Raw genomic sequence first — 25191 nt, 5'->3', positions numbered from 1 at the left:
CTCAGTACAGCCTGGTCACCCAACCGTGGGTGTCGGCAAAGGTGCCGCGCTGGATCCCGGTGAGCGTGTCCCGCAACGCCATGGTCACTTCCCCCGGCTCACCGTCTGCGATGGTGAACTCGCCGTCGGCGGAACAGACCGCCCCGACCGGGGTGATCACTGCCGCGGTGCCGCAGGCGAACACCTCGGTGATCTCGCCGGAACTCGCCTTGGACCGCCACTCGTCGGTACCGATTCGGCGTTCCTCGATGGCGATCCCGGAGTCTGCGGCCAGGGTGAGCAGGGAGTCCCGCGTGATGCCGGGCAGCAGTGCGCCGGACAGTTCCGGGGTGACCAGCTTTGCCTGGGCGCCGGCACCGAAGACGAAGAACAGGTTCATCCCGCCCATCTCCTCGACATACCGGTGCTCGATCGCGTCCAGCCAGACCACCTGGTCGCAACCCTCCTCGGCCGCCTGGGCCTGGGCGACCAACGAAGCGGCGTAGTTCCCGGCAAACTTGGCCGCCCCGGTTCCGCCCGGCGCCGCCCGGACGTACTCGGTGGACAGCCACACCCGCACCGGCTTCACGCCGCGCGGAAAGTAGGCCCCGGCCGGCGAGGCGATCAGCAGATACCGATAGTTCCCCGCCGGTCGTACCCCGAGACCGGCCTCGGTGGCGAACATGAACGGTCGCAGGTAGAGCGAGTCCTCGCCACCGGCCGCGGGCACCCAGGCATGGTCCACGGCGAGCAACTGCCGCACCGATTCGACGAACAACTCGGTCGGCAACTCCGGCATGGCAATCCGCTGCGCGGACCGCTGCAGCCGACGCGCGTTGGCATCGATCCGGAACGAGGCGATGCTGCCGTCGGGCTGCCGGTAGGCCTTGAGTCCCTCGAAGATGGCTTGCCCGTAGTGCAATACCATCGCCGCCGGATCGAGCGTGATCGGCGCGTAAGGTTCGACCCGACCCGGTCCCCAACCACCGTCGCGGGTGTAGTCGATCGACACCATATGGTCGGTCAGGTAGCGGCCGAAGCCGGGCGCAGCCAGAATCTCCGCCCGCCGCTCCGCCGTGGTCGGGGCAGGATGCGGAGCGCGGACGAAGTCGACGGCGGTGGTCATGGGCCCAATCGTAGCTATTGTCTGGTTTTGACCTGGACGAACGGTGGCTTCACCACGACGCAGCGCAATCGGCGGCCGCGTGCCTGGACCTCGGCCTCGGCGCCGAACTCCGGTGCCGCGTCCGGGTCGACCAGCGCGAGAGCGATCCCGACCTGCAGGCTCGGGGAAAAGGTGCCCGAGGTCGTCTGTCCGATCGGCGCGCCGTCGACCAGCACCGCCTGCGCCGACCGGAGCACCCCGCGATCGACGGCACGCAGGCCGATCAGCGTGCGCGCGGGACCCGCCGCCTTTTCCGCGAGCAACGCATCCCGCCCCCAGAATTGCGGCTTGGCCCAGCCGACCGCCCAGCCGCAGCGGGCCTGCAGCGGCGAGATGTCCGGTGCGAGTTCGTGCCCGTGCAACGGGTACCCCATCTCGGTGCGCAGCGTGTCCCGGGCGCCGAGGCCGGCCGGTTCTCCACCGGCGGCGCGTACCGCGTCGAGGAGCGCCGCGAACACCGGTTCCGCGTCGGACCAACGCGGCAACAACTCGTAGCCGTGCTCGCCGGTGTAGCCCGTGCGGCACACCCGGACCGGGCGCCCCTGCCAGACGGTGTCGACAAATCCGAGATACGGCAGCTCGGCCGGGAAACCGGCAGCAGCCAGCACCCGCGCCGACTCCGGCCCCTGTACCGCGAACACGGCGAAGTCACGATGCTGGTCGGTCACGGTGACGCCGCTGGGCGCCTGGGCGGTCAGCGCCGCGACGACCGCCTGGTTGTTCGCCGCGTTCGGCACCAGGAACACCTCGTCGCCGGCCACCCGATAGGCGATCAGGTCGTCGATCACCCCGCCGGAGTCGTTGCAGCACAGCGTGTACTGCGCCGTGCCGGGGCCGATCCGGTCCAAGTCCGCGGTCAGCACGCGATTGACGAATGCGGCCGCGCCCGGGCCCGCAACCAGCGCTTTGCCCAGGTGCGATACGTCGAAGATGCCGACCCGGCCGCGCACCGCATTGTGTTCGGCGACCGTGCCCGCATACGACACCGGCATCTCCCACCCGCCGAACGGAGCGAACGCCGCACCGAGGTCGACGTGTACCTGCTGGATGGGTCCGTGCCACAGCTCGCTCACAGCCACCACCCTACGGCCGTCGGCCGTAGGGTGACCCCATGCCGTCGCTCCCCGAAGTCGTTCTCGCCGACACCCTGCCCGCCGATGCCGAGGTCCTGGTGATCGGCCTCGAAACCACCGACGACGGACCGCGCGCGCTGGTCGGCGACCGGCTGTCGGCCGAGGCGGCCGAGCAGCTGCTGGATCGGCTGGTCGCGGTCGGCGCAACCGGCAAGGCGGAGGAATCGACCCGGATTCCGGCACCGGCCGAGCTCGGCGTGACCAGTGTGCTCGCGGTCGGACTCGGCGATCCGGCCAAGCGGGACGCCGATCAGCTCCGTCGCGCTGCCGGTGCCGCGGCGCGCGCACTGACCGGGGTCGACGTCGCGGCCGCCACGCTCGGCTCGATCGACCTGGCCGCAGCAGTCGAGGGCTTCGCCCTGGGGGGTTACGAGTTCGTCGAGTTCCGGGCCACGAGCCGACCGGAACCGGCCGGTCGACGGGTCGGCCGGGTGGTGCTGCTCGCCGAACCGACCCCGGCGAACGAGGCGATCCGAGACCGCGCGTACCGGGTGGCGGAGGCGGTCGCAACGGCCCGCGACTGGATCAACACCCCGCCGAACCACCTCTACCCGGCTACGTTCGCCGATCAGGCGGCGGCCGCCGGGCGGGAGCTCGGCCTGGACGTCGAGGTGCTCGACGAGCAGGCGCTCGCCGACGGCGGTTACGGCGGCATCGTCGGGGTCGGTCAGGGATCGGCCCGGCCGCCGCGGCTGGTCCGGCTCAGCTACGCCGGCGGCGGTCCGGACGCGCCGAAGATCGCGCTGATCGGCAAGGGCATCACGTTCGACACCGGCGGCATCTCGATCAAGCCCGCGGCCGGTATGGAACTCATGACGATGGACATGGGCGGCGCCGCGGCCGTCCTGGCCACCATCTGCTATGCCGCACGCCAACAGCTCCCGCTGACCGTCGTCGCGACCGTCCCGATGGCCGAGAACATGCCGTCCGGCACGGCACAGCGCCCCGGTGACGTGCTCACCCAGTACGGCGGCACCAAGGTCGAGGTGTTGAACACCGACGCCGAAGGCCGGCTGATCCTGGCCGATGCGATCGTCCGGGCGGGTGAGGACGCGCCGGCGTACCTGATCGATGTGGCGACGCTGACCGGGGCGCAGATGATCGCGCTGGGTACCCGTACGCCCGGCGTGATGGGCACCGACGAGTTTCGCGACCGGGTCGCCCGGATCTCCCAGCAGATCGGTGAGAACGGCTGGGCGATGCCATTGCCGGCCGAGCTGCGCACCGATCTGAACTCCCGAATCGCCGATCTGGCCAACGTCACCAATCACCGCTACGGCGGCATGTTGTCGGCCGGACTCTTCCTGCGCGAGTTCGTGCCGGACGACGTCCACTGGGTGCACCTCGACATCGCAGGACCGGCCTACAACAACGGCGCCCCGTGGGGTTACACCGCCAAGGGCGGCACCGGCGTTCCGGTTCGCACCCTGATCGCCGTACTGGAAGACATTGCCGCCGAAGGCTGATCCGCGCCCGGACCCGCTGAACCGGGTGCGAGTGCAAGGATGGAAGCACGGCAACCAACCCGACACGTCGAGGAGACAACTGACATGGCCATCTCCGTCCAGATGCCGGCTCTCGGGGAGAGCGTCACCGAGGGAACCGTCACGCGATGGCTCAAGCAGGAAGGCGACCAGGTTCAGGCCGACGAGCCGCTGCTCGAGGTGTCCACGGACAAGGTGGACACCGAGATCCCGGCGCCGGCCTCCGGGGTCCTGACCAAGATCGTCGCGCAGGAGGACGACGTCGTCGAGATCGGCGGCGAACTCGGGGTGATCGGTGACGCCGGCGACCGACCGGCCGCCGAATCGACGTCGGAGCCCGAGCCCGAACCCGAGCCGGCAACCGAATCGACGTCGGAACCCGAGCCGGAACCCGAACCCACCCCGACAGCCGAATCGAGATCGGAGCCCGAACCGAGCCCGGCCGAGGACGCGCCGCAAGCAGCTGCGTCGGAACCGGCTGCGGCAGACGCCAAGGCGGTGACGATGCCGGAACTCGGTGAGTCGGTCACCGAAGGCACCGTGACCCGCTGGCTCAAGCAGGTCGGCGATGCCGTCGCCGAGGACGAGCCGCTGCTGGAGGTGTCCACCGACAAGGTCGACACCGAGATCCCGTCCCCGGTCGCGGGCACGCTGCTGGAGATCACCGCAGCGGAGGACGACGTGGTCGCGGTCGGCGGACAACTCGCCTTGGTCGGCAGTGCCGCCCCGGCATCCGACGCCGCTCCCGAATCGGCGCCGAAAACCGAAGCTGCTCCGGAGCCGACGCCCGCCCCGACCGGATCGACCGGGGACGCCGGCCCCTACGTGACCCCGTTGGTGCGCAAGCTCGCCGCGGAGCACGACGTGGACCTCACCGGCATCACCGGCTCCGGGGTCGGTGGCCGGATCCGCAAGCAGGACGTGCTGGCCGCGGCCGAGGCCAAACGTGCCCCGGAGCCGGAGCCCGCCGCACCGGCCCCCACCACGCCGGCCCGCCCGACCACCCCGGCCGGCCGACCGGACCTGGCCACGTTGCGCGGGACCACGCAGAAGGCGAACCGGATCCGGCAGATCACCGCGAAGAAGACGCGCGAATCGCTGCAATCCACCGCGCAGCTGACCCAGACCCACGAGGTCGACGTCACGCGGATCGCGGCGCTCCGCGCCCGCGCCAAGTCGACCTTCGCCGCTCGTGAGGGGGTGAATCTGACCTTCCTGCCGTTCTTCGCCAAGGCGGTGGTGGAAGCGCTCGGTATGCATCCGAACGTGAATGCCAGCTACAACGAGGACGCCGCCGAGATCACCTACCACGCCGGGGTGAATCTCGGCATCGCGGTGGACACCGAGCAGGGTCTGCTCTCGCCGGTGATCCACAACGCCGGCGACCTGTCGTTGGCCGGGCTGGCCCGCGCGATCGCCGACCTCGCGGAGCGCACCCGCAGCAACAAACTGAAGCCGGACGAGCTGGCCGGCGGCACATTCACCATCACCAACATCGGCAGCAACGGCGCCCTGTTCGACACCCCGATTCTGGTGCCACCGCAAGCCGCCATGCTGGGTACCGGGGCGATCGTGAAACGGCCGGTGGTGGTCATCGACGAGACCGGTGCCGAGTCGATCGGGGTGCGCTCGATGTGCTTCCTACCGCTCACCTACGACCATCGGCTGATCGACGGCGCCGACGCCGGCCGATTCCTGACCACGATCAAACACCGTCTTCAGGAGGGAGCCTTCGAGGCCGACCTCGGGCTGTAGCACCGCGGAAGGAACATCGATGAAGGTCGTTGTAGCCGGCTCCTCCGGGCTGATCGGAACGGCGCTGACCGATCGGTTACGCGCCGCCGGGCATCACGTCGTGCGGTTGGTGCGCCGGCCCCCGGCCGGCCCGGACGAGCTCGGCTGGAATCCGGCCGACGGTCGACTGGGACCGGCGATGCTGAGTGGCGCCGACGCAGTGGTCAATCTGTGCGGCGCGGGCGTCGGCGATCGCCGCTGGACCGGGGCGTACAAGCAACAACTGCGGGACAGCCGGATCGTCCCGACCGACGTGTTGGCTGCCGCGGTAGCACAGGCCGGTGTGCCGACCCTGATCAACGCGAGCGGAATCAACTACTACGGCCACACCGGTGACCGGATCGTGGACGAGTCGGCGGCGCCCGGAACGGGTTTCCTGGCCGGTCTGTGTGTGGACTGGGAGGCGGCGACCGCGCCGGCCGCCGCCGCCGGGGCGCGGGTGGTGCTGCTGCGCAGCGGCCTGGTGTTCGCCCCGAGCGGTGGTGCGCTGGGCCGGCTTCGACTGGTGTACTCGCTCGGGCTGGGGGGTCGGCTCGGCACGGGTCGGCAGTACCTGCCGTGGATCTCGCTCACCGACGAGCTCCGCGCGATCGGTTTCGCGCTCACCTCGTCGGCGCTGCGCGGACCGGCCAATCTGGTCGGCCCGGCCCCGGTGACCAACGCCGAGTTCAATCGGGCGTTGGCGCGGGCCCTCGGCCGGCCGGCACCGTGGCGGGTGCCGCAGTTTGCCGTACGCGCGGCGCTCGGCGAGCTCGCCGACGAAGCCCTGTTGACCGGGCCGCGGGCGATTCCGGCCGCGCTGGAGTCGGCCGGATTCGGCTTCGAGCACAACACGATCGGCGCCGCGCTCGATGCCGCCCTGCACGGTTCCGAAGAGCGCGGTTCCGCGGCGCACGGTGCCGATGGCGGCTGAGCTGCCACAGGTCCGCGACACCGAACTCACCGATCTCCCGGCGATCTTGGAGTTGCACAACGCTGCTATCGCGGCCGGCACCGCCATCTGGGACACCGAACCGGTCGACCTGGCCGAGCGGGAGCGCTGGCTGGCCGAGCGGCGCGCGGCCGGCACGCCGGTGTTGACCGCGACCGTGGCCGGCCGGTTCGCCGGCTATGCCGGCTACCGGCAATGGTGGCCGAAGGCCGGCTACCGGCACACGATGGAGAATTCGGTCTATGTCGCCGCCGGACACCGCCGCAGCGGCGTCGCGTCCGCGCTGCTGGCCGAGCTGCTCGCCCGGGCCCGGGCGAGCGGGGTACACGCCATGGTCGCCGCCATCGAGTCCGGCAACGTCGCATCGATCGCGTTGCATCGGAACTTCGGGTTCCAGGTGGTCGGTGAACTGCCGGAGGTCGGGCGCAAGTTCGACCGCTGGCTGGACCTGACGTTGATGCAGCTCACATTCGAGGCCCGAGTAGCCTCGGAACCATGAGCGCTGTACTCGGCTCGGCCCGCGCGGACATTGCGCCGCTGGCGGTCCGGCGGCTCGGCCGGATCGACTACGCGGCAGCCTGGCAGCTGCAACGCGAGCTGGCAGCGGACCGGGCGGTCGGCCGCGGTCACGACACGTTGTTGCTGCTCGAGCACCCTTCGGTCTACACCGCAGGCCGCCGTACGGCACCGACCGACCGACCGTTGGACGGCACCCCGGTGATCGAGGTGGACCGCGGCGGAAAGATCACCTGGCACGGTCCCGGACAGCTGGTCGGCTACCCGATCGTCGCACTCGCCGAGCCGCTCGACGTCGTGGCCTACGTGCGTCGGCTGGAAGAGGCAATCATCGCCGTCTGTGCCGGTTTCGGCCTGGAATGCGGCCGGGTCGACGGCCGCTCCGGGGTATGGCTGCCCGCCGGCCGCGGTCCGGGCAGCGGGGATCATCGGCCCGAGCGCAAGATCGCCGCCATCGGAGTCCGCGTGCAGCGTGGGGTGACGCTGCACGGCTTCGCGCTGAACTGTGATGCGGCGCTCGGCGCGTTCGACACGATCGTGCCGTGCGGTATCCGTGATGCCGGAGTCACTTCGCTCACGGTGGAAACCGGTCGGCCGATCCGGGTCGACGACGTGCTGGAACCGGTGGCGATGGCGGTGGCGGATGCGCTCGACGGACGGCTCCGGGTTCGCCCGCACGCCGTCGGCCACGCCCAGCCCGCCGTCGTGGGATCACTGTCGTGACCGCCGGCCCGGCCACCCCCGGCGGCCGCAAACTACTGCGGATCGAGGCGCGCAACGCGCAGACGCCGATCGAGCGGAAGCCGCCCTGGATCCGAACCCGCGCGACGATGGGGCCCGAGTACGCAGAACTCAAAGGCCTGGTCCGCCGGGAGGGCCTGCACACGGTATGTGAAGAAGCGGGCTGCCCGAACATCTACGAATGCTGGGAAGATCGCGAGGCAACGTTCCTGATCGGCGGGGACCAGTGCACCCGGCGATGCGACTTCTGTCAGATCCACACCGGCCGACCGGCACCGATCGATCGGGACGAACCGAACCGGGTGGCCGACAGCGTCGCGCAGATGGGTCTGCGGTACGCAACGATCACCGGGGTAGCCCGCGACGATCAGCCGGACGGCGGCGCCTGGCTGTATGCGCAGACCGTGCGCGCGATCAAGGAACGGATCCCGACCGCCGGGGTGGAGCTGTTGATCCCGGATTTCGATGCAGTACCGGATCGGCTGGCCGAGGTGTTCGCCAGCCGGCCAGAAGTACTGGCCCACAACCTCGAGACGGTGCCCCGGGTGTTCGCCCGAATCCGTCCCGGGTTTCGATATCAGCGATCGCTGGACGTACTGAGCGCCGCCCGCGATGCGGCACTGGTCACCAAGTCGAACCTGATCCTCGGCCTCGGCGAGACGCCGGACGAGGTCACCGCCGCGATGCACGATCTGTTCGATGCGGGCTGCGACATCCTGACCGTCACCCAATACTTGCGGCCGTCGGCACTGCACCACCCGGTGGACCGCTGGGTGCGCCCGGAAGAGTTCATCGCCCACGCCGAAGCCGCGCAGGCGATCGGCTTCGCCGGGGTGATGGCCGGACCGCTGGTTCGCTCCAGCTATCGTGCCGGGCGGCTGTATGCCCAAGCGATGGCCCGGCACGGCCGGCCGATTCCCCCCGAGTTGGCCCACCTGACCCAGGAGGGCACCGCGGCGCAGGAAGCCGGCGCGGTCCTGGCCCGACTGGCGCGCTGAGCCGCACTATCCTGGGTCGCATGGCGACAGGCAAGGGCGGCGCCGCCTCGAAGGAAGCGAAGGCCGCGGCGAAGGCAGCACGCAGACAGGCGAGTAAGGAGCGTCGCCGGCAGCTCTGGCAGGCGTTCCTGATGCAGCGCAAGGACGACAAGCTGCTATTGCCGCTGATGCTCGGCGCTTTCGTCCTGGTCGCGGTGCTGTTCTTCGTGATCGGGCTGATCTTCGGGGTGCAGTGGTTCTTGTTGCCGGTCGGACTGCTCCTGGGCGCGCTGGCCGCGTTCGTCATCTTCGGCCGCCGAGTACAGACCTCGGTCTATCGCAAGGCCGAGGGACAGGCCGGCGCAGCCGCGTGGACGCTGGACAATCTGCGCGGCAAATGGCGGGTGACCAATGCGGTGGCCGCAACCACACATCTGGACGCAGTGCACCGGGTGATCGGCCTGCCCGGCATCGTGCTGGTCGGCGAAGGCTCGGCGCATCGAATCAAGCCCCTGCTGGCGCAGGAGAAGAAACGGACCGCCCGGCTGGTCGGCGACACCCCGATCTACGACGTGATCGTCGGAAACGACGAGGGCCAGATCCCGCTCAAGCAACTGCAGCGCTACCTCACCAAACTTCCCCGCAACATCGACACCAAGCGAATGGATTCGCTGGAGTCACGGCTGACGGCACTGTCGGTCCGCGGTGGCCCGGCACTGCCCAAAGGGCCGATGCCCGGCGGGGCGAAAGCGCGCGGCGGGATGCAGCGCACGGTTCGTCGACGCTGATCGGGCTTCAGCGGGTGCGAACGACCGCGGTGTTGCTCGCCCGGTCGTGCATCCCGCGACCGTCCCGGTCGGTGAACAGGCCCGGAATCACGAACGCGAGCAGGACCGACCGGATTGCCGCGCGCATCAGCCCGACCTTGCCGTTGGTGTCGATCCGGCGTACCCGCAGACCGAATACGTACTGACCGACCGTGCACCCGGAAACGACGACTGCGGCGATGCCGAGCACCACCCACACCAGCAACGTCACGCTGGACAACGGGGTACCCCAGCGGCCGACCGCGGAAATGCCCAGCGCGACGAACCAATCGATTGCGAGCGCGCCTGTCCGACGACCGTTCGATGCCAGCGAACCGATCCCGGTCGCGGGCAGGCCCAGGCTGTTGTCGAGGTGCGTGTCGGAATCGGTCGGTGACGCCATACCTTCAGGATAGGGTCGCCTCGCCCGGATCGACAGCCGCCGCCCACCCGCGCGCGGGGAGTCCGTTACACCGGCGAATCAGTAACATCGGCGAAACACAGACTTGATGGAGCGGCAACACCGGGTCCATAGCGTCGATGCAGCGATCAGCCGTGCAACCGGCTGGCGAGCCGAATCCGAAGGAGTCCTAAGTGGCGTTCAGTACAGCCGAAGAGGTCATCGAGTACATCGCGGACGAGAGCATCGAGTACGTCGACATCCGGTTCAGCGATCTGCCGGGCGTGCAGCAGCACTTCTCGATCCCGGGCAGCGCCTTCGATGCGGATCTGGCCGAGGACGGCCTCGCCTTCGACGGCTCGTCGGTGCGTGGTTTCCAGGCGATTCACGAATCGGACATGCTGCTGCTCCCCGATTTCAGCACCGCGCAGATCGACCCGTTCCGGGCAGCGAAGACGCTGAACATCAACTTCTTCGTGCACGACCCGTTCACCCGCGAGTCCTACAGCCGCGATCCGCGCAACGTGGCCCGCAAGGCCGAGGACTACCTGATCAGCACCGGCATCGCCGACACCGCCTATTTCGGCGCCGAGGCCGAGTTCTACATCTTCGATTCGGTCCGCTACGACTCGGCGATGAACGGCGCGTTCTACGAGATCGAGTCGGTGTCCGGTTCGTGGAACACCGGCGCCGCGACCGATCCGGACGGCAGCCCGAACCGCGGCTACAAGGTGCGCAACAAGGGTGGTTACTTCCCGGTTGCACCGTACGACCACTACGTCGACCTGCGCGACAAGATCGCGACGAACCTGCAGGCGGCCGGTTTCGTGCTGGAGCGCGGCCATCACGAGGTCGGCACCGCCGGCCAGGCCGAGATCAACTACAAGTTCAACACCTTGTTGGCCGCCGCCGATGACCTGCAGCTGTTCAAGTACATCGTGAAGAACACCGCCTGGGCCGAGGGCAAGACGGTGACCTTCATGCCGAAGCCGCTGTTCGGTGACAACGGCTCGGGCATGCATGTGCACCAATCGCTGTGGAAGGACGGCAAGCCGTTGTTCCACGACGAGCAGGGGTATGCGGGCCTGTCCGACCTGGCGCGGCACTACATCGGCGGCATCCTGCACCACGCGCCGTCCTTGCTGGCGTTCACCAACCCGACGGTGAACTCCTATCACCGCCTGGTCCCGGGTTACGAGGCCCCGATCAACCTGGTCTACAGCCAGCGCAACCGGTCGGCCGCCGTGCGTATCCCGATCACCGGCAACAATCCGAAGGCCAAGCGGCTGGAGTTCCGCGCGCCGGACAGCTCGGGCAACCCCTACCTGGCGTTCGCCGCGATGATGATGGCCGGTCTGGATGGCATCAAGAACAAGATCGAACCGCTCGCGCCGGTGGACAAGGACCTCTACGAGCTGCCGCCGGAGGAGGCGACGAACATCCCGCAGGCGCCGACCAGCCTCGCCACGGTGATCGACAAGCTGGAGGCCGACCACGACTACCTGCTCGAGGGCGACGTGTTCACCTCCGATCTGATCGAGACCTGGATCGCGCTCAAGCGGGAGAGCGAGATCGCCCCGGTCAACCTCCGCCCACATCCCTACGAATTCGAGCTGTACTTCGACGTGTAGGAGATTCGCTATCCCGTCAGGCTTCTGACCTGACGATACTGTGAATCTGAGCCGATTTTTCAAGATCGGTACACAGAGAGTACGCAGTAGTTTTCGTCGACTCGACCCGTTCCGCGATTACGTGACCGATCGCGGTGCGGGTCGATTCGTCTGTGTCCGGCCACAGGTGGCCGTCGATGTCGACTCTGAAACACCGCCCGAGCCTGTCGACCGTTTGCCCGATACCGGACGGGCAAGACGCCCCGTACTGTGCGGACCATGCACCTGGCGATCATCCTTGCCGAGGAATCCACCGGTGAGCGGCTGGGCAACGTTCTGAAAATCGTTGTCGGCGTAATCGTCGGCGTGATCGTGTGGATTTTCCTCAGGGACTTCTTAGAGGACTACGGCGGTGTGATCGCCGGGGTTAGCTTCCTCGGCGGGCTGGGCGCACTGGCTATCGGGTATGTCGCGGACGCTGGAACCCTGACTACCGCTGGGTGGTTCGGCATCGCCATTGCCGTCGGCACCCTTATTCTCGGCGCGATCCTGGACTTCTAGTGACATTGGCGGTCGGAGTGCCAACCGTACCGTCGCCGCCCGCCGCGTACGTGTGCGACTCCATCCGTTCCACGATCACGGCACCGATCATGGAACGGGCGGACTCGTCTACGTCCGGGCACCACTCCTCTGGCGAAATTTGACATCCGCGACGCGCAACGCGGCGGCCTCGGCGACCCGGAGACCGACGAATGCGCCGAGCAGAATGGCGACTTGCAAATGACGTGGCATCGCGTCGCCGGGTAGCCTACGAGCGTGCTCGGGTGGTGGCACCCCAGGCGTTCCGACCGTCCGTGACTCCGACACGTAGGCAATACCATACGGAGCGAACTGCCACCGATGCCGAGGATCACCGATGGTCGTAAGACCGGTCACGACAACCACCGCGACCAAGACGCTGTCCGGGATCTACCCGGTCCGATATCGAGCCGATCTCCCGCGCCGGGTGGCCGACGAGTACTGGGCCGGTCCGCACGCCGAACTGGTGAAGCGTGGCGGCCACATTCTGGAATACAACCAGTACCACTTCGCCGAGACCGACCACGGCTACTGGCCCGCCACACCCACGGTCGGCACGCACCCGGCGGAGATGTTCCGCTGGAACGGCGTCACCGAGGTTCGACTCCGAAACTACCCGGAGATGGCTCGCGCGGCATACGGCATGCTGGGCACCATTTTTCACGATGAACAGAACGTCTTCGACAACGTCCTCGGCCATGTTTGCGGGCCGGGCGGCGGAAGCTGGTGGACCGTCGGGCACGACCCGTCGGTCGGGCATCGGACGGTGTTGCTGTTACGGCGTCGCCGCGGCGTCCGGCGGCGCCGTTTCCATACGTTTGTGCACAACGCCTTCGGACCGGTATTGGCAGCGGCCGGTGCGCTCGACACCCGGGCATACACGTTCCTGCCGTTCACCGGAATCGCCCACCGCACTCCGGGCCTGGCCCACAGCTATCCGCCCGGTCACCGTCACGACGGCGCGATCATCTTCGGCCTGCCGCACCGCAACGACGTCGCCGGGCTGCTGTCCGATCCAGCAGTGGACGACATCGTCGCGCAGCAGGCGCAGACCCTCACCGCGGTCCACGCCTACTCGGTAGCGCGGACGGTCTCGGTGATCGACCAGGTCGGCCGATAGCTCGCGGGCCGGCGCCAGGCGGCGCAGAACGGTGTTGCGGTGGGTGTCGAGGGCGGCATGGCGATCACCGTCGACGGCGTCGATTTCCACGCGCCGGAGTCGACGAACACCTGCACTTCTCCCGGCTCGATCGCGCCGCACCGGCCACGATCGGTCACTCGACCCGATCCGGCTATCCCACGGCGACCCGATCCAGCTGATTCAGCAGCGTCAGCGCGGCCGCCCGGCTGAGCTGATCGTGGCTGAACGCGTTGCGGTAGCTGCGCAGACAGCCGTAGCACGAGGTCTCGGCGCCGCACTCGCATTCGTTCATCCGGTCGAGCGCCGCCCGCAGAACCAGTGGTAGATGCTGTGCGATCTGCTTGGCCGCACCCGCGCCGGCCGGCACCGTGTCGAACAGCACGATGCTGCGCCGTCCGGCCGCGCTCCACGACAGCGCACCGTCGATGTCGTCGCGACTGATCTCCAGGCTCTCCGACGCCCCTTCCAGCAGGGCGTAGAGCGTCGACAACCATTGCGCTTCGGCGTCGCGGTGGTAGACGATCTCGTCGAAGGTGAACTCGGCGACGTCGGTCTGGTAGCGGTGGGCGAGCGACACTCGCGTCTTCGGCCCGCTGCACGGCCGGCCGGTCTGCGGCTGATCGTGCTGGCGGACCGGTGGCCCGGAGCCGATCGGCGCCGCCCAACCACACCAGTCGCACAGCTCGAATCCGCCGCCGCGCCCGTCGGACACCACCGCCAGCGTCGCGCGCGCGCCGGCCCGAACGGTCACCGTCGGCCGCCCGGCCGAGGGCCACTGCGCGACGAACACCTCGTCGCCGACCTTCTCGACGTAGCTGGCACCGTTCCACATCCTTTGCGGTGGAACGGTTCCGACCTCACCTGCTTGCCGTTCCGCGACGAAACCGAACTCGGGCACCACCATCGTCGCGACCGGACCGAACGGCTCCTCGCAGGACGGACAGATCGAACCCGGATCGAGCTGATGATCGCACTCGAAGCGCTTGCAGGTACTGCACACCTGGTACTCCAGGGTCTCCAGTGCGTGGTCGGGCAAGCGATGCAGCCCGCGCGAAGTCCACACCTTCCCACCGGCCACTATCTGGTTACCCGGGGCATAGTCGTAGATCGCCTGACTCAGGTCCCGGGCCAGATCGAGGCTGGCCCCGATCGGCTCCGGACAGTGCGCGGTGCGCAGCTCGACCGTGTCCACCGGGAATCCGTACTTGGGCAGGATGTTCTTGTTGGCCAGATAGCCGAACAGCTGCCGTCCCTCGATCGTGTTCAGGGTGCGCTGAATTCGTTCCGCAAGCCGGAAGTTGTTTGCGTCCTTCGCCTGATCCCGCAGCTCTCGGAACAGCGCGACGTCCTCGCCGATGTCCACCTGCGCCTTGCGCAGCAGCTCAGCGAGTTTGCCGACCCAGGCGCCGGTGTCGATCCCGATCTCGGCCTGGATCGCCACCGGAAGTACCGCCCGTACCGCGGCGGCGACGTCGTCGGGAACCGGGGTCAGAAACTGCCCCACCCGCGAGGCCGGCGAGTCGGACCCGCCGTCGGCGGTCCGGAAGAACTCGCCGGCCGTCTTCCACATCTGCCCGTCGGCCTGCCAGCAGTACCGGAAGTAGGCGGCGAGCGCGACCGAGTGCGCGTGCCGCCGCCCGATCCGCTCGTTCTCGATCGGCACCCAGGGAATGCGCATCTGCCCGGCGATCATCGCGTGCGGGTGGGCGAACTTCGCCAGATCGTGCGAGCTCCGCTTGGCGTAGGTGAGTACCAGCGCCGCCGACGCGGCCCGCCGCCCGGCGCGACCGGCGCGTTGGACGTAGTTCGCCGTCTTCGGCGGCATGTTGCGCAGCACCACCGACTGCAACGCGCCGACATCGACGCCGAGCTCGAAGGTCGTCGAGCAGGACAACACGTTGATCCGGCCGTCGACGAACTCCCGCTGCACCTTGGCTGCCTCGGTCGACTGCCATTGCGCAGTATGCTCTTTCGCCGCGAGCGGCGCGAGTTCCAGCGACTCGTACAAGGTACGGTAATGATGCTCGTCGACCTCGGGCGCCGGCACCTCGTAGCTGCGCAGCGTGCCGGCGCAGGCGCTGTTCGGGCAGGCGCCGCGCACATCGAACGCGCCCAGCCGCCGACACGTGTCACACCGGAACCAAGCGCTGCCGCGGCCGTCGGATACCTGCAGCCGGCTGTGGTCGAGCTGGTACACATCGCCGACGAACTTGTCCGCGGCGGTCACCAGATACCCGGCGGCCAGCAAGTACTTCCAGCACTCGTCGAGCACCTTGTCCGCCGGGACCGACGCATCGAGCGCGCGAAGCACCTTCGTCACGAACCGGATTCGGTTGTTCGTGGTACCCGGACGCCCGCTCGGCAACCAGCTGAGCACCTTCTTGACCCGATCGGACTCACGGGAGCGGATCCGCACCCGCACGTTGCGCGGCTCGAATCGTTCGGCGGTGATGTCGACCTCGTCGAGCAGCGTGAGCGCCCCCTGCAACCGCGCCGATCGGGCCAGCTCGTCGAGCAGGTCCCAGGTCTCGTCGACGGTCAGGCCGAGCTGACCGAACGCCCGCGGCAGCGGCGGGGCGCCGGCCCGGTCGAGCGCGACCCGCAGCAGCCCCAGTCCCTCCAGCGACTGCCGCTGATCCAGCGCGATCAGCTCCCCGACCACCCACTCGGCGGCCGCCTTCTGCTTGACCACCCGGCCGGTGTTCGGCGGAAAGTGTTGGGCGTCGGTGGCCTTGCGCAGCGCGACGACCGCCAAGTCGTCCACCGTGAGTCCGGCGTCGTCGGCGTATTTCGGATCCTGCAGCGCCAGCACCAGATAGCGGCGCTCGAGCGCCCGGCCGTAGGTGCGATCCAGGTACGGCGCCGCGAACGCCGCCGCTTGCCGGGAGTCGGAGAACATCAGCAGCTTGCGGCCGTCGCCCACCTGCTCGGCGGTCTCGTCGTCGGCCGGCGGCAGCTGCTGGTACAGCGCGGTGGTGATCACCGCCGGGGCGGCGTTGCCGTCGGTCCGCAGCTGGCGGATCACCTGCCGGGCGCGGGCACCGCACTCGGTGCAGCTGCTCATCACGCTGGTGGCGCCCTTGTGCTCGCGGACGCGCAACATCTGCCCGCCCGGACAGTCCCGGGCCGGGCAGCCGGCGAGTCGGGTGTCGCCCAGATACCCGCAGCCGGTGCACAACAGCCGGGTCTGCGGCGCCGCCTTCGTGGAGCCGCCGCCGAGGATCTCCTCGTCTTCGTCGGCCAGCACCTCCTCGGCCTGCCGTTCATCGCCACCGGGCGAGCCGGCAAGAACCAGCCACCGCAACCGAGCGCCTTCCTTGGTGGCCGGCAAAAAGCGTCGGGTGCCCCGGTTGCTGTGCACCTCACCGGCCAGATGCACGGCGCCGCAACGCTGACAGGTGCCGAACTCGAAGACCGCGCGTCCGGTCTCGGGGTCGCGCTCGTGCCGGGCCAGCCGCACCCGCGGCCCGCGGTCGGTGAAGCTGACGAACGCGCCCTCGGTCGCCCGCACGAACAGGTGATACCGCGCGGACAACACCGGATTGCCCGCACTGTCGGCGACCCGGCTGCCCAGCGCGACCAGCGCCTCCAGCAGCTCGCTCGCACCGGCCGGATCGTCCGGCCACAACCGTCGCTGCAGTTCCCGGACGTCCTTCGGACCATCGGCGGCCAGCGCCGCCTCCAGCTCCCCGGTCAGCTCCTCCCGGTGTAACGCATCCGCCGGATCCCCCACCGGCGAGCGGGCCGCCAGCTCGTTCAGCGACGCATCGGGCGCCGACCAGCGACGCAGCTCGGCATCGGTCATCCGCCAGCTCGACGCGGTGCGCCGCTGCTGTCGGGTCGCCTGCACCAGGTCCTGGCGGGCCGGGTCGGCCGGATCGAACTCGAAGGGCGCGTCGAACAGGTTCGAGGCGAACGTCATCGCCTCGGCCGGGTCACCGTCGAGCGACGCCGAGGTCGCGATGCACCGCAGCCGGGCCTGCGGCGCGACCCGTTGCCGCAGCCGACGCAACAGCAGGGCCACCTCCGACCCCTGCGCGCCGTCGTAGACATGCGCCTCGTCGAGCGCGATGAACCGCCAGGTACCGGCATAGGGACCGTCGAACAGATCGATGTCGGCCGGACGCAGCAGCAGGTATTCCAGCATCGCGTAGTTGGTCAGCAACAGGTGTGGCGGCGCTGCCCGCATCTGATCGCGGCTGATCATTTCGTTGGGCAGCGGCGAGAGGTCCCGATGGGTCTGCCGGAACAGCGCCTCGGCATCGCGGGTGCGCTCCTTGGTCTCCCCGGTGTACCGGCCGAAGGTGATCTCCGGCAGCGGCGCCAGGACCTCGCGCAAGCGGGCCAGCTGGTCGTTGGCCAGCGCATTCATCGGATACAGCAGCAGCGCCCGCACCCCTGGGCCGAGGGTGCCGGCCGCCGACTCCCGGAGCAAGGAGTCCAGGATCGGATAGAGAAAGCTTTCGGTCTTGCCCGAGCCGGTGCCGGTACTGACCACCAGGTTCCGCCCGGCGACGACCTTGCGAATGGCCTGTTCCTGGTGCCGGTACAGCGGGCGATCGACCGCAGCGCCGATCTCCAGCATCCGTGGATGCAGTACCCCGTCCTCGACCAGGCCGCGAACCGAACAGCTGGGCTCGTACGGCGGAGTCAGCTCCAACAACGGGCCTTTGACCAGCGCGGTGGTCTCGTCGACCACCCCGTCGAACGCCGCGGCCATCGCCGGGTCCCGAGGCGCGAGCAGGGTTTTCAGATAGCGCTTGTAGGACGCCTCGATCTGCCGCGCCGCCACCAGCGGATCGAGCCGCCCGGTCATCGGTCGGCGCCGGTCAGGTCACCGTGCTGCACGTGGGTCACGAACGCCTCCGCGATGAGTAGATCGGTCAGGACCAGCCGCGGCGCGACTTCGGCCATACAGTTCCACGGTTCGGTCAGCTCGGCCGGCAGCGGCGGATGCCGGATGATGCCGTGCGCCCGCAACCGGGCCGACATGGCGAGTGTTGCCGATTGCACCGACAACAACGTCCACGGGTACTCACCCGGGTCGACGCCGGCGAGCACTTCGTTGCGTGCCCGGATCACGTCGTAGCACCGTCGGTCGGCGCCGCGGATATCGCCCAGCGCGCCGGCCGTCGCGGCCGCGAAGTCGCCCGACCAGCCCGTACGCACCCAGTCGGCGCGCCGACCGAATGCCTCCAGGTTGGCGATCACCCGGGTGTCCAGATCCAGATAGGCCCCGGGCACCAGCCGCAGCTGCGATACCAGCGCGTCGATCTGCGCGTGCGGCAGCCGATCCAGCGCAACCACCTGCGCATCGAATATTCCCTGGTGCAGCTCGCGCGCCTTGCCCACCCGCAGGACCTCGAGCAGCAGGTCGCCGCCCTTGTCGGCCAGGTAGGCGAGCGTATCGGCGCGTTCGGCAGCGACCTGGTCGCGCCGTCGGTAGAGCGACGGTAGATCCGCCATCTCGACCATGCAGCCGACCCACGGATTGTGGTGCAGCTCGTTGAGGGTGAAGTCCGCGGCGAAGCTGCGTTCGGCCAGGCCGGTCCGGATCACCGCGGCCGCGAGCTCGTCGACCGAGGTCGCGCTGTCGCCGAGGGTTTCCAGCGCCGATCGGGGGTCGCGATGCAGCAGCTGCACGAGCCCGTCCGGCACCTGGCCGGTCGCATCCGGGGTCCGGAGCAACGCCGCCCAGACCTCCGGGATCGCGTCGGCCGGCGCCGGCCCGTCCCCGGCGAGGAAGCGGGACAACTGTTCTCGATCGCCGTCCGGACCGGCGAACCAGCCCGGCTGGGCCAACCGCACCGCGCTCGGCCCCGGTTCGGTCGGCGCGGCCACCGAGACCCACGGATCATCGACGAACACCTGGGCCAGCAGTGGTCCGGCGTCGACGACGTCGGCCGGCAGCGGCACCCGCGGACCGGTGATCTCGACGGTGCGCGCACCCGCCCACGGCGCCGTGACCAGCCACAGGTGCACCGCCAGATCGTCCCGGTCGGCCAGGCCGGTGAAAACCAGCTCGGCGCCGTCGAGCGCGATCGATCGGCACAACTGCTCGGCGCGAACGGTGGCCAAGGTGACCCGGACCGACGCGCCGTCGAACGCGGTGATGTTGGCGACGATCCGGCAGTCCCCGACGGCCCGCACGCAGTCGACGAACGCTCGCGTCGACGCCTGGAACACCCCTTCGGCCTGATCCGGATCGACCGTGTGCAGTACCCGGTCGGCGACCATTACCGCAAACCGCACCCGGACTTGGCCGGGCACCCGAATCGCGAAGACGGCGTGCGCCTCCAACGCGGCCGGCGGCACGACCGGGGCGCTGGTTCGCCATTGCGCGGGTCGGCGATGCTCGGTCAGCCGCACCTCGATCGCCGGCGGGTCGACGAGCAACCGGAACTGCTGGTCCCGGCCGGCGACCTGCAGGGCCAACGCCCGATCGGTCGCCGCGAAATCCATGCTGCCGGTATCGACGCGTAACGGTGCCGGGATCGCCACCGTCGCCGTCACCGGCAGCAGCCCACCGGCGACCGGCCACCGGAACGGCCGATCGAACCGGAGCTGGAGGCCTTCGGCGAGGAAGACGGTCTGCCGCAGGCCGGGACCGGACGGCCCGACCACCGCAATCTCGAACAGGCCGAGCAGACCGGGCGGCTGTCCGTCGAACGGGTCGAGCTCGGTCTCCTCGGTTTCGGCGGTCCAGGTCTCGTCGATCCACCAACTCGCCGTACCGGCCGGCCGGACCAGCACCCGCCACTCGGCCGGATGCGCGGGGAGCACGACGGTCGGCCGGGCGGCGTGGACCGGCAGGCCACGCACCGTGCGGATGCCGGCAACCGGTTCCGGTAGCTCCAGCGCAGCGGCCGCGGTAATCCGCACCCCACGCAGCACGCCGGGGCGCCGCCCATCGCGGATCAGCTGCAGCGACTGTCGATCCGCAAGATCGAACCGCCCGATCCGCCAGCCGCGCCAGCCCACCGGCTCGGTCGGTGTCAGCACCGGCGTCACCGGCTCACCGCCGACCGAATCGTGCAGCGTCGCATCGCTCGGATACAGCGCCACCACCTCGTGTGGCAATGCCGCGGTCCCGGTGAGGCGCTGGCCGTCGACGGTGAACAGCAGCAGCGGGTCGGCCTTGTCCACCACCGGAACCACGGTCGCGATCCCGCCGGCCCGATGCTCGACGACGATCTCACGGACCGGCGCGTCGACCCCGACCACCGTCGGCGGGTGCCGATCGTCGTCGACCCCCCAGCCCGGCTCCGGCCAGACCTGGCGAATGTCGCCGTCGAACGACAGCTGCCACGGCTCGGTGGCCCCGTCGAGTGGATACGGCAACTCCAAGCGCAGCTCGCCGGTGTCGACGGCGCAGCGCAGTCGCGGCTTCCGTCGGCGTGGCTCACCGACCCGGGTGCGGTCCGAGCCGATCGGGTGTGTCCGCAGCTCCTCGATCAGCGCGTCGAGCAGGATCGTCGGCAGACCGGTGGTCTCGGTCGCCAGCTCGTAGTCGTCCCAGGTGTCCGGATGGTCGACGACGTGGTCGGCGAACTCCAGGATCCGATCGAGCACGTCGAGCGCGAACTCGCCACCGTGGGTGATGAAGTTGCGCACGGGGACATCGAGCTCGGTCAGCCGATGCTCCTTGCCCGGGGCGGTGAGCCAGGTGACGAGCCCACCCGCCGACCGTTCACGGCCGTCCAGCAGATGCTGCTCGACCACCCGCACCAGATCGCCGACGCAATGCACCGGAACGCCGGCGTGCATCGCCATCAGGCGAATGTAGTTGCGGGACAGATCCGGAAACTCGGTCAACCGGAAACGCCGGAGCAAGTTCCCCAGGTGCGTCCGGAGCGCGTTCTCGAATACGGGGTCGGCCGGGACGCCCAGCTCGGTCCAGAAGTCCTCCCAGTAGCGGCCCTGGTCGTACGCCAGTCCGGCATGCCCGACCAGGACGGCGAGGGTCAGCGCCGGATACTTCTTGATGATGTCGGCGGGCGAATAGCCCACCCGGCGCAGCCCGTCGACGCCGCGACCGTAGAAGCGCTGACAGCGCCGCAGCTCGGCTTCGCTCAGATTCGCCTGGACCACCAGCTCGTGCCGATCGAAGAGTCGGCCGAGCCGAAATTCTTCGTCGCTCAGCCAGAGCTTCAACGTCGCACCGTCGGCCAACCGGACCCCTCCCGCCTCGAACGCGCACGATAAGGCAGCAGCCGCCGCCGTGTCGGCCGTTCCGTCGACAATCATTCGGATGAACGACAATCGACACTCGACCGGCGGCGACTCGCTTGCTGCGCGTCCGACAACTCACCTAGGGTTTTCTCCGGCCCCAACCGATTGCCGCCAACCGAGTGCGCTGCAAGACGAGGAGATCGACATGACGTCGGCCGCATACCCACTGTGGACCCTCGGTTACGGGTGGGCCGGGCAAACCGTCACCGCTACCGACTTCCACACCGACGCGATCCTGCGCATGTTGGGTGACGATTTCGATCCCGGTGGCGGCGAGGTGACTCGAACGGTCGAATTGGTGCCCGAACCGGACAACGAGCTCGACCCGTGCACGGTGTCGGTTCGGTTCGAGGGCGAACCGGTCGGCTGCCTGCCGCGCGCGGACGCGCCCCGATACCAGCCGCCCCTCCTCGGCCTGATCGGACTCGGCTACCTACCCACGGTGGCCGCGCGGATCTGGTCGACCGAGAGCAACGAGTGGGACGAGCTCGGCAATCCGATCCGCCGCGTCCGCACCCAGATCCGGCTCGGCGTCGGCGATCCGCACACGATGGTGCCGCTGAACGATCCGCCGGCGGACGAGCACACCCTGATCCCGCCCGGAGACACCGTGCAGGTGCTCCGCACGGCCGACCACTTCGAGGTGCTGCGCCGTTATCCGGCGACCAACGGCACCGCATCGCTGCTGGTCTCGCTGCATTCCGTCGAGATCGGCTCGAGCAGATCCGGCCGGCGGGTCGTCGAGGTCCGGCTCGACAGCACGCGGATCGGCCAGCTGTCGCCCTCGATGAGCGAGAAGTACCTCCCGGCGATCGACCACCTGGACCGTCGCGGACTGACCACCTGCGCTCGAGCCGTACTCACCGCGTCGCCGGTATCGGCCAAGGTGACGCTGCGGGCCCGCAAAGCCTTCGAGCTGACCGAAGCGGAGCTGAACGGCAGTCCGGAGTCGGTACCCGCCCGCGGGATCGCCGTGCCGACCACGGTGGCCGACGTGGTCGTCCCGGCCGACACCGTCCAATCCGGCACGACGACGAACGGGAGCACGATCACGGTCCGCGAACAGCACGACCGCTCGCTGGTCGCGGTCGTCTTCGACTTCGCCGAACCGCTGACCGCGTGGCAACGCCGGGTCGCGACCAAGGTGGTCAAACACGCCGATACCTTGCTTGCCGGTGCCCGGCTCGACGCGCCCGCGGCGGATGTCACCGAGCAGCAGCTCTCGGCACACGCCCCGTTGGAGGTCGCGCAGGAATTCGTCGACGCGCTGATCGGCATCGAAGATTCGGTCTTCGAACCGGCCGAGGAATTCTGTACGCAGGTATGACTCCGCGCTTCGTCCAACTCCGCGCTTCGTCCAACTCCGCGGTTCAACCGAGCAAGCTACCCGGGTCGTCGATCGCGAACCTCGTTCGTTAGGCTTGCCTCACAGATACGAGGGAGTCCAATGCACATCCGGGTCATCACCGCAGCCGTCGCCGGTGCCGCCATCCTGACGTTCGGTGCCGCGTGCAGCAGCGACGACAGCAGCAGCTCGTCCGGCGAGACCAGCTCGACGACCCACCACGCCAGCTCGACTACCCCGTCCACCGCGGCGGCCGGCGCCGAAAGCACATCGGCCGTGGCCGCGATGCCACTGACCGACGATGTCGCGCAGCAAACGGTCCGCGATCTGTTCGACCCGGCCGTTCCGGGCACGGTGAAGGTCACCCACGTCGCGGGTGCCACCGACGCGGACGCCGGCCTCTGGGATCAGTTCGCCCAGGGCGCAAGTCAAGGCGGGTACACCCCCGACGTCGTGACGGTCACGGGCACCTCGACCCAGGGCGACACGGCCACCGCACAGGTCGCCATCGCGAGCCCGCACGCTCCGGCACCGGTCACCGTGCCGATGGACCTGGTGTACCAGGACGGCAGCTGGCGACTCGCCGCCGCGTCCGCGCAGCAGCTGTTGGCCATGGGCCAGGGCGGCGCGCCGGGAGCCGGCCGGTAACCGCCGGCCCGGCCACCATGACCCCGAACGCAGCCGAGCGCTTCACCGAGCGCCTCGCCACGGCCACCGGGGCCGCGCACCGCGACGCCGAGGAGTCCGAGTTCGTCGGTAACCTCCTGGCCGGCAAGCTGGCTGCCTCGGCGTATGCCGCGATGCTCGGGCAGAACCACCTGATCTACGAGACCCTGGAGCGGCGGACTGCCGACCTGGCCGGCAGCGTCGTCGACCGGGTCCACACGTCGGCGCTGATCCGGGCACCGCACCTCGCCGCGGACCTCCGGTTTCTCACCGGGCCCACCTGGGAGGCACGGATCGACGAACTACCCGCCACGCGGCGATACCGGGACCGGATCGAGCAGGTTGCCGACGGTGACCCGCGGATCTTCATCGCGCACCACTACATCCGTTACCTCGGCGACCTCTCGGGCGGCCAGATCATCAAGAGCATGCTCCGTCGGGCCTACGGTTACACCGACGAAGGCGTCCGCTTCTATACCTTCGCCGACATCCCGAAGTTGAAGCCGTTCAAGGACAGCTACCGCGCCGCACTCGATGCGCTGGACCTGGCGCCGGCCGCGGAGGCACTGTTCATCGCCGAGGTCAACGACGCCTACGCGTTCAATCGGGCCGTCTTCGACGAGCTCGGCGCGGCGTTCGGCCGGCACACCCCATGAGCCCGGCACGCACCGTAAGCAAGATCGTCCTGGTGATCTGCGCGCTGCTGGGCGCAAGCACGGTTGCCTGCTCGGCGACCGGGTCGGGCTCGACCGGGGCCGAGCCGACCGGGGCCGGGGCGGTGACCGCCGTACTACCGAGCGACGACCCGCCGCCCATCTCGACCGATCCGCAGCCCACCTTGCCGGTCACCGTCCGGTCCGCCGACGGCAGCGACGTCACCGTGCGCGACGTGAGCCGGATCGTCGCGATCGATCGCTACGGGACGTTCGGCACGACGGTCTTCGCGCTCGGCCTGGGCAGGAACCTGATCGGCCGGGACATCGCCACCTCGTTTCCGGCCGCCGAGCACATCCCGGTTGTCACGTCCGGTGGCAACCAGGTCAATGCGGAATCGGTGTTGCAACTGCGGCCGACGGTGGTGTTGACCGACAGCTCGATCGAACCGGCGACAGCGTTCGAGCAGATCGAGGGGGCCGGCGTACCGGTGGTGTCGTTCGACCCGACTCGGTCGATCGACAACGCCGCCACGCAGATCCGGGCCGTCGCTGCCGCGCTCGGGGTACCGCCGCTCGGCACGGCGCTGGCCGATCGGACCGCGGCCGAGATCCGGCAAGGTGCGGCGATGGTTCCCGCGGACCGGACACCGCCGAAGATCGCGTTCCTCTACGCGCGCGGCACCGGCCTGGTGATCCTCGGCGGTCCCGGCTCCGGCGCCGACACCCTGATCCGGGAACTCGGCGGGGTCGATGCCGGGACCGCGGCCGGCCTGACCGCAGCTTTCACCCCGGTCACCACCGAATCGTTGATCACCGCGGCACCCGACGTGCTGCTGATGATGACCGGCGGCCTGGCCTCGCTCGGCGGAGTCGAGGGTCTGGAACGGGTGCCGGGAATCGCGCAGACTCCGGCGGGGCAGAATCGCCGGGTGGTCGACATGGACGACGGCGTCCTGCTGAGCTTCGGGCCCCGCACCGGAGCGGTGCTGATCGCGCTGGCCCGGGCCCTCTATCAGCTGCCGTGAGGTCTCGCCGA

20 protein-coding genes are annotated in these 25191 nt (G+C 69.3%); 14 read left to right on the top strand and 6 right to left on the bottom strand.

Annotated elements, in window-relative coordinates:
• Position 1 precedes the first annotated feature (1 nt).
• Together KV203_RS06725 and gcvT are read right to left on the bottom strand one after the other, a co-directional pair.
• Positions 2–1105, bottom strand: coding sequence for a branched-chain amino acid aminotransferase (locus KV203_RS06725; RefSeq protein ID WP_066468871.1), 1104 nt, complete (start codon positions 1103–1105; stop codon positions 2–4).
• Between the two features lie 14 nt (positions 1106–1119).
• Complete coding sequence (gcvT, locus tag KV203_RS06720) at positions 1120–2223, bottom strand: glycine cleavage system aminomethyltransferase GcvT (RefSeq protein WP_066468872.1); 1104 nt, start codon at positions 2221–2223, stop codon at positions 1120–1122.
• A 32-nt stretch (positions 2224–2255) separates the two neighbouring features.
• On the opposite strand from gcvT, the gene KV203_RS06715 reads away from it, so the two are divergent.
• The 7 genes from KV203_RS06715 (at position 2256) to KV203_RS06685 (ending at position 9508) form a co-directional block, all read left to right on the top strand.
• The gene (locus tag KV203_RS06715) at positions 2256–3743 is read left to right on the top strand and encodes a leucyl aminopeptidase (protein WP_066468873.1); all 1488 of its coding nucleotides are present in this window, start codon (positions 2256–2258) and stop codon (positions 3741–3743) included.
• 84 nt (positions 3744–3827) lie between these two features.
• Positions 3828–5516 (top strand): 2-oxoglutarate dehydrogenase, E2 component, dihydrolipoamide succinyltransferase, encoded by a 1689-nt coding sequence (gene sucB, locus KV203_RS06710; protein ID WP_066468875.1) that lies wholly within the window; start codon positions 3828–3830, stop codon positions 5514–5516.
• A 19-nt stretch (positions 5517–5535) separates the two neighbouring features.
• Positions 5536–6468 (top strand): TIGR01777 family oxidoreductase, encoded by a 933-nt coding sequence (locus KV203_RS06705; RefSeq protein ID WP_066468876.1) that lies wholly within the window; start codon positions 5536–5538, stop codon positions 6466–6468.
• Positions 6458–6985, top strand: a complete 528-nt coding sequence (locus KV203_RS06700; protein ID WP_066469193.1) for a GNAT family N-acetyltransferase — start codon at positions 6458–6460, stop codon at positions 6983–6985. Before KV203_RS06705 ends, KV203_RS06700 begins: the two co-directional genes overlap by 11 nt.
• Positions 6982–7725 (top strand): lipoyl(octanoyl) transferase LipB, encoded by a 744-nt coding sequence (lipB, locus tag KV203_RS06695; RefSeq protein ID WP_066468877.1) that lies wholly within the window; start codon positions 6982–6984, stop codon positions 7723–7725. The genes KV203_RS06700 and lipB overlap by 4 nt, the downstream gene beginning before the upstream one ends.
• A complete protein-coding gene (gene lipA, locus KV203_RS06690) occupies positions 7713–8741 on the top strand; it encodes a lipoyl synthase (protein WP_083529934.1) in 1029 nt (342 codons plus the stop codon). Before lipB ends, lipA begins: the two co-directional genes overlap by 13 nt.
• A gap of 20 nt (positions 8742–8761) precedes the next feature.
• The gene (locus KV203_RS06685; RefSeq protein ID WP_066468880.1) at positions 8762–9508 is read left to right on the top strand and encodes a DUF4191 domain-containing protein; all 747 of its coding nucleotides are present in this window, start codon (positions 8762–8764) and stop codon (positions 9506–9508) included.
• Positions 9509–9515: 7 nt separating this feature from the next.
• On the opposite strand, the gene KV203_RS06680 is transcribed toward KV203_RS06685, so the two are convergent.
• Positions 9516–9929, bottom strand: coding sequence for an RDD family protein (locus KV203_RS06680; protein ID WP_066468882.1), 414 nt, complete (start codon positions 9927–9929; stop codon positions 9516–9518).
• Between the two features lie 191 nt (positions 9930–10120).
• On the opposite strand from KV203_RS06680, the gene glnA reads away from it, so the two are divergent.
• The 3 genes from glnA (at position 10121) to KV203_RS06665 (ending at position 13235) form a co-directional block, all read left to right on the top strand.
• Complete coding sequence (gene glnA / locus KV203_RS06675; RefSeq protein ID WP_066468884.1) at positions 10121–11557, top strand: type I glutamate--ammonia ligase; 1437 nt, start codon at positions 10121–10123, stop codon at positions 11555–11557.
• A gap of 258 nt (positions 11558–11815) precedes the next feature.
• On the top strand, positions 11816–12097 hold the full coding sequence (locus tag KV203_RS06670) for a hypothetical protein (RefSeq protein ID WP_157079749.1): 282 nt from the start codon (positions 11816–11818) through the stop codon (positions 12095–12097).
• 355 nt (positions 12098–12452) lie between these two features.
• Positions 12453–13235: a hypothetical protein gene (locus tag KV203_RS06665; protein ID WP_066468888.1), complete on the top strand. Its 783-nt coding sequence runs from the start codon at positions 12453–12455 to the stop codon at positions 13233–13235.
• Here the strand turns inward: KV203_RS06665 and KV203_RS06660 are convergent.
• From KV203_RS06660 to KV203_RS06650, 3 genes are read right to left on the bottom strand one after another with little or no spacing between them, the layout of a single operon-like run.
• On the bottom strand, positions 13187–13393 hold the full coding sequence (locus KV203_RS06660) for a hypothetical protein (RefSeq protein WP_169797485.1): 207 nt from the start codon (positions 13391–13393) through the stop codon (positions 13187–13189). The genes KV203_RS06665 and KV203_RS06660 overlap by 49 nt on opposite strands.
• A 14-nt stretch (positions 13394–13407) precedes the next feature.
• The gene (locus tag KV203_RS06655; protein WP_066468890.1) at positions 13408–18072 is read right to left on the bottom strand and encodes a DEAD/DEAH box helicase; all 4665 of its coding nucleotides are present in this window, start codon (positions 18070–18072) and stop codon (positions 13408–13410) included.
• Complete coding sequence (locus KV203_RS06650; protein WP_157079750.1) at positions 18069–21428, bottom strand: hypothetical protein; 3360 nt, start codon at positions 21426–21428, stop codon at positions 18069–18071. The genes KV203_RS06655 and KV203_RS06650 overlap by 4 nt, the downstream gene beginning before the upstream one ends.
• Positions 21429–21633: 205 nt before the next feature.
• Here KV203_RS06650 and KV203_RS06645 point away from each other — a divergent pair, with 205 nt between their 5' ends.
• From KV203_RS06645 to KV203_RS06630, 4 genes are all read left to right on the top strand, one after another.
• Positions 21634–22815 carry a hypothetical protein gene (locus tag KV203_RS06645; protein ID WP_066468895.1) on the top strand — a complete coding sequence of 394 codons (1182 nt, stop codon included), beginning with the start codon at positions 21634–21636 and terminating at the stop codon, positions 22813–22815.
• Between the two features lie 120 nt (positions 22816–22935).
• The gene (locus KV203_RS06640; protein WP_066468897.1) at positions 22936–23481 is read left to right on the top strand and encodes an MTB12 C-terminal domain-containing protein; all 546 of its coding nucleotides are present in this window, start codon (positions 22936–22938) and stop codon (positions 23479–23481) included.
• Between the two features lie 17 nt (positions 23482–23498).
• Positions 23499–24155 carry a biliverdin-producing heme oxygenase gene (locus KV203_RS06635; protein ID WP_066468899.1) on the top strand — a complete coding sequence of 219 codons (657 nt, stop codon included), beginning with the start codon at positions 23499–23501 and terminating at the stop codon, positions 24153–24155.
• Entirely contained in the window at positions 24152–25180 is a 1029-nt protein-coding gene (locus tag KV203_RS06630) for a heme/hemin ABC transporter substrate-binding protein (protein WP_066468903.1), read from the top strand. Before KV203_RS06635 ends, KV203_RS06630 begins: the two co-directional genes overlap by 4 nt.
• Positions 25181–25191: the final 11 nt, after the last annotated feature.

The sequence above is a fragment of the Skermania piniformis genome, from assembly GCF_019285775.1.
In the GTDB taxonomy this organism is placed as follows: Bacteria; Actinomycetota; Actinomycetes; order Mycobacteriales; family Mycobacteriaceae; genus Skermania; species Skermania pinensis.
The sequence above is the reverse complement of the archived record's forward strand: the minus strand, read 5'-3'. Positions and strand labels throughout refer to the sequence as shown.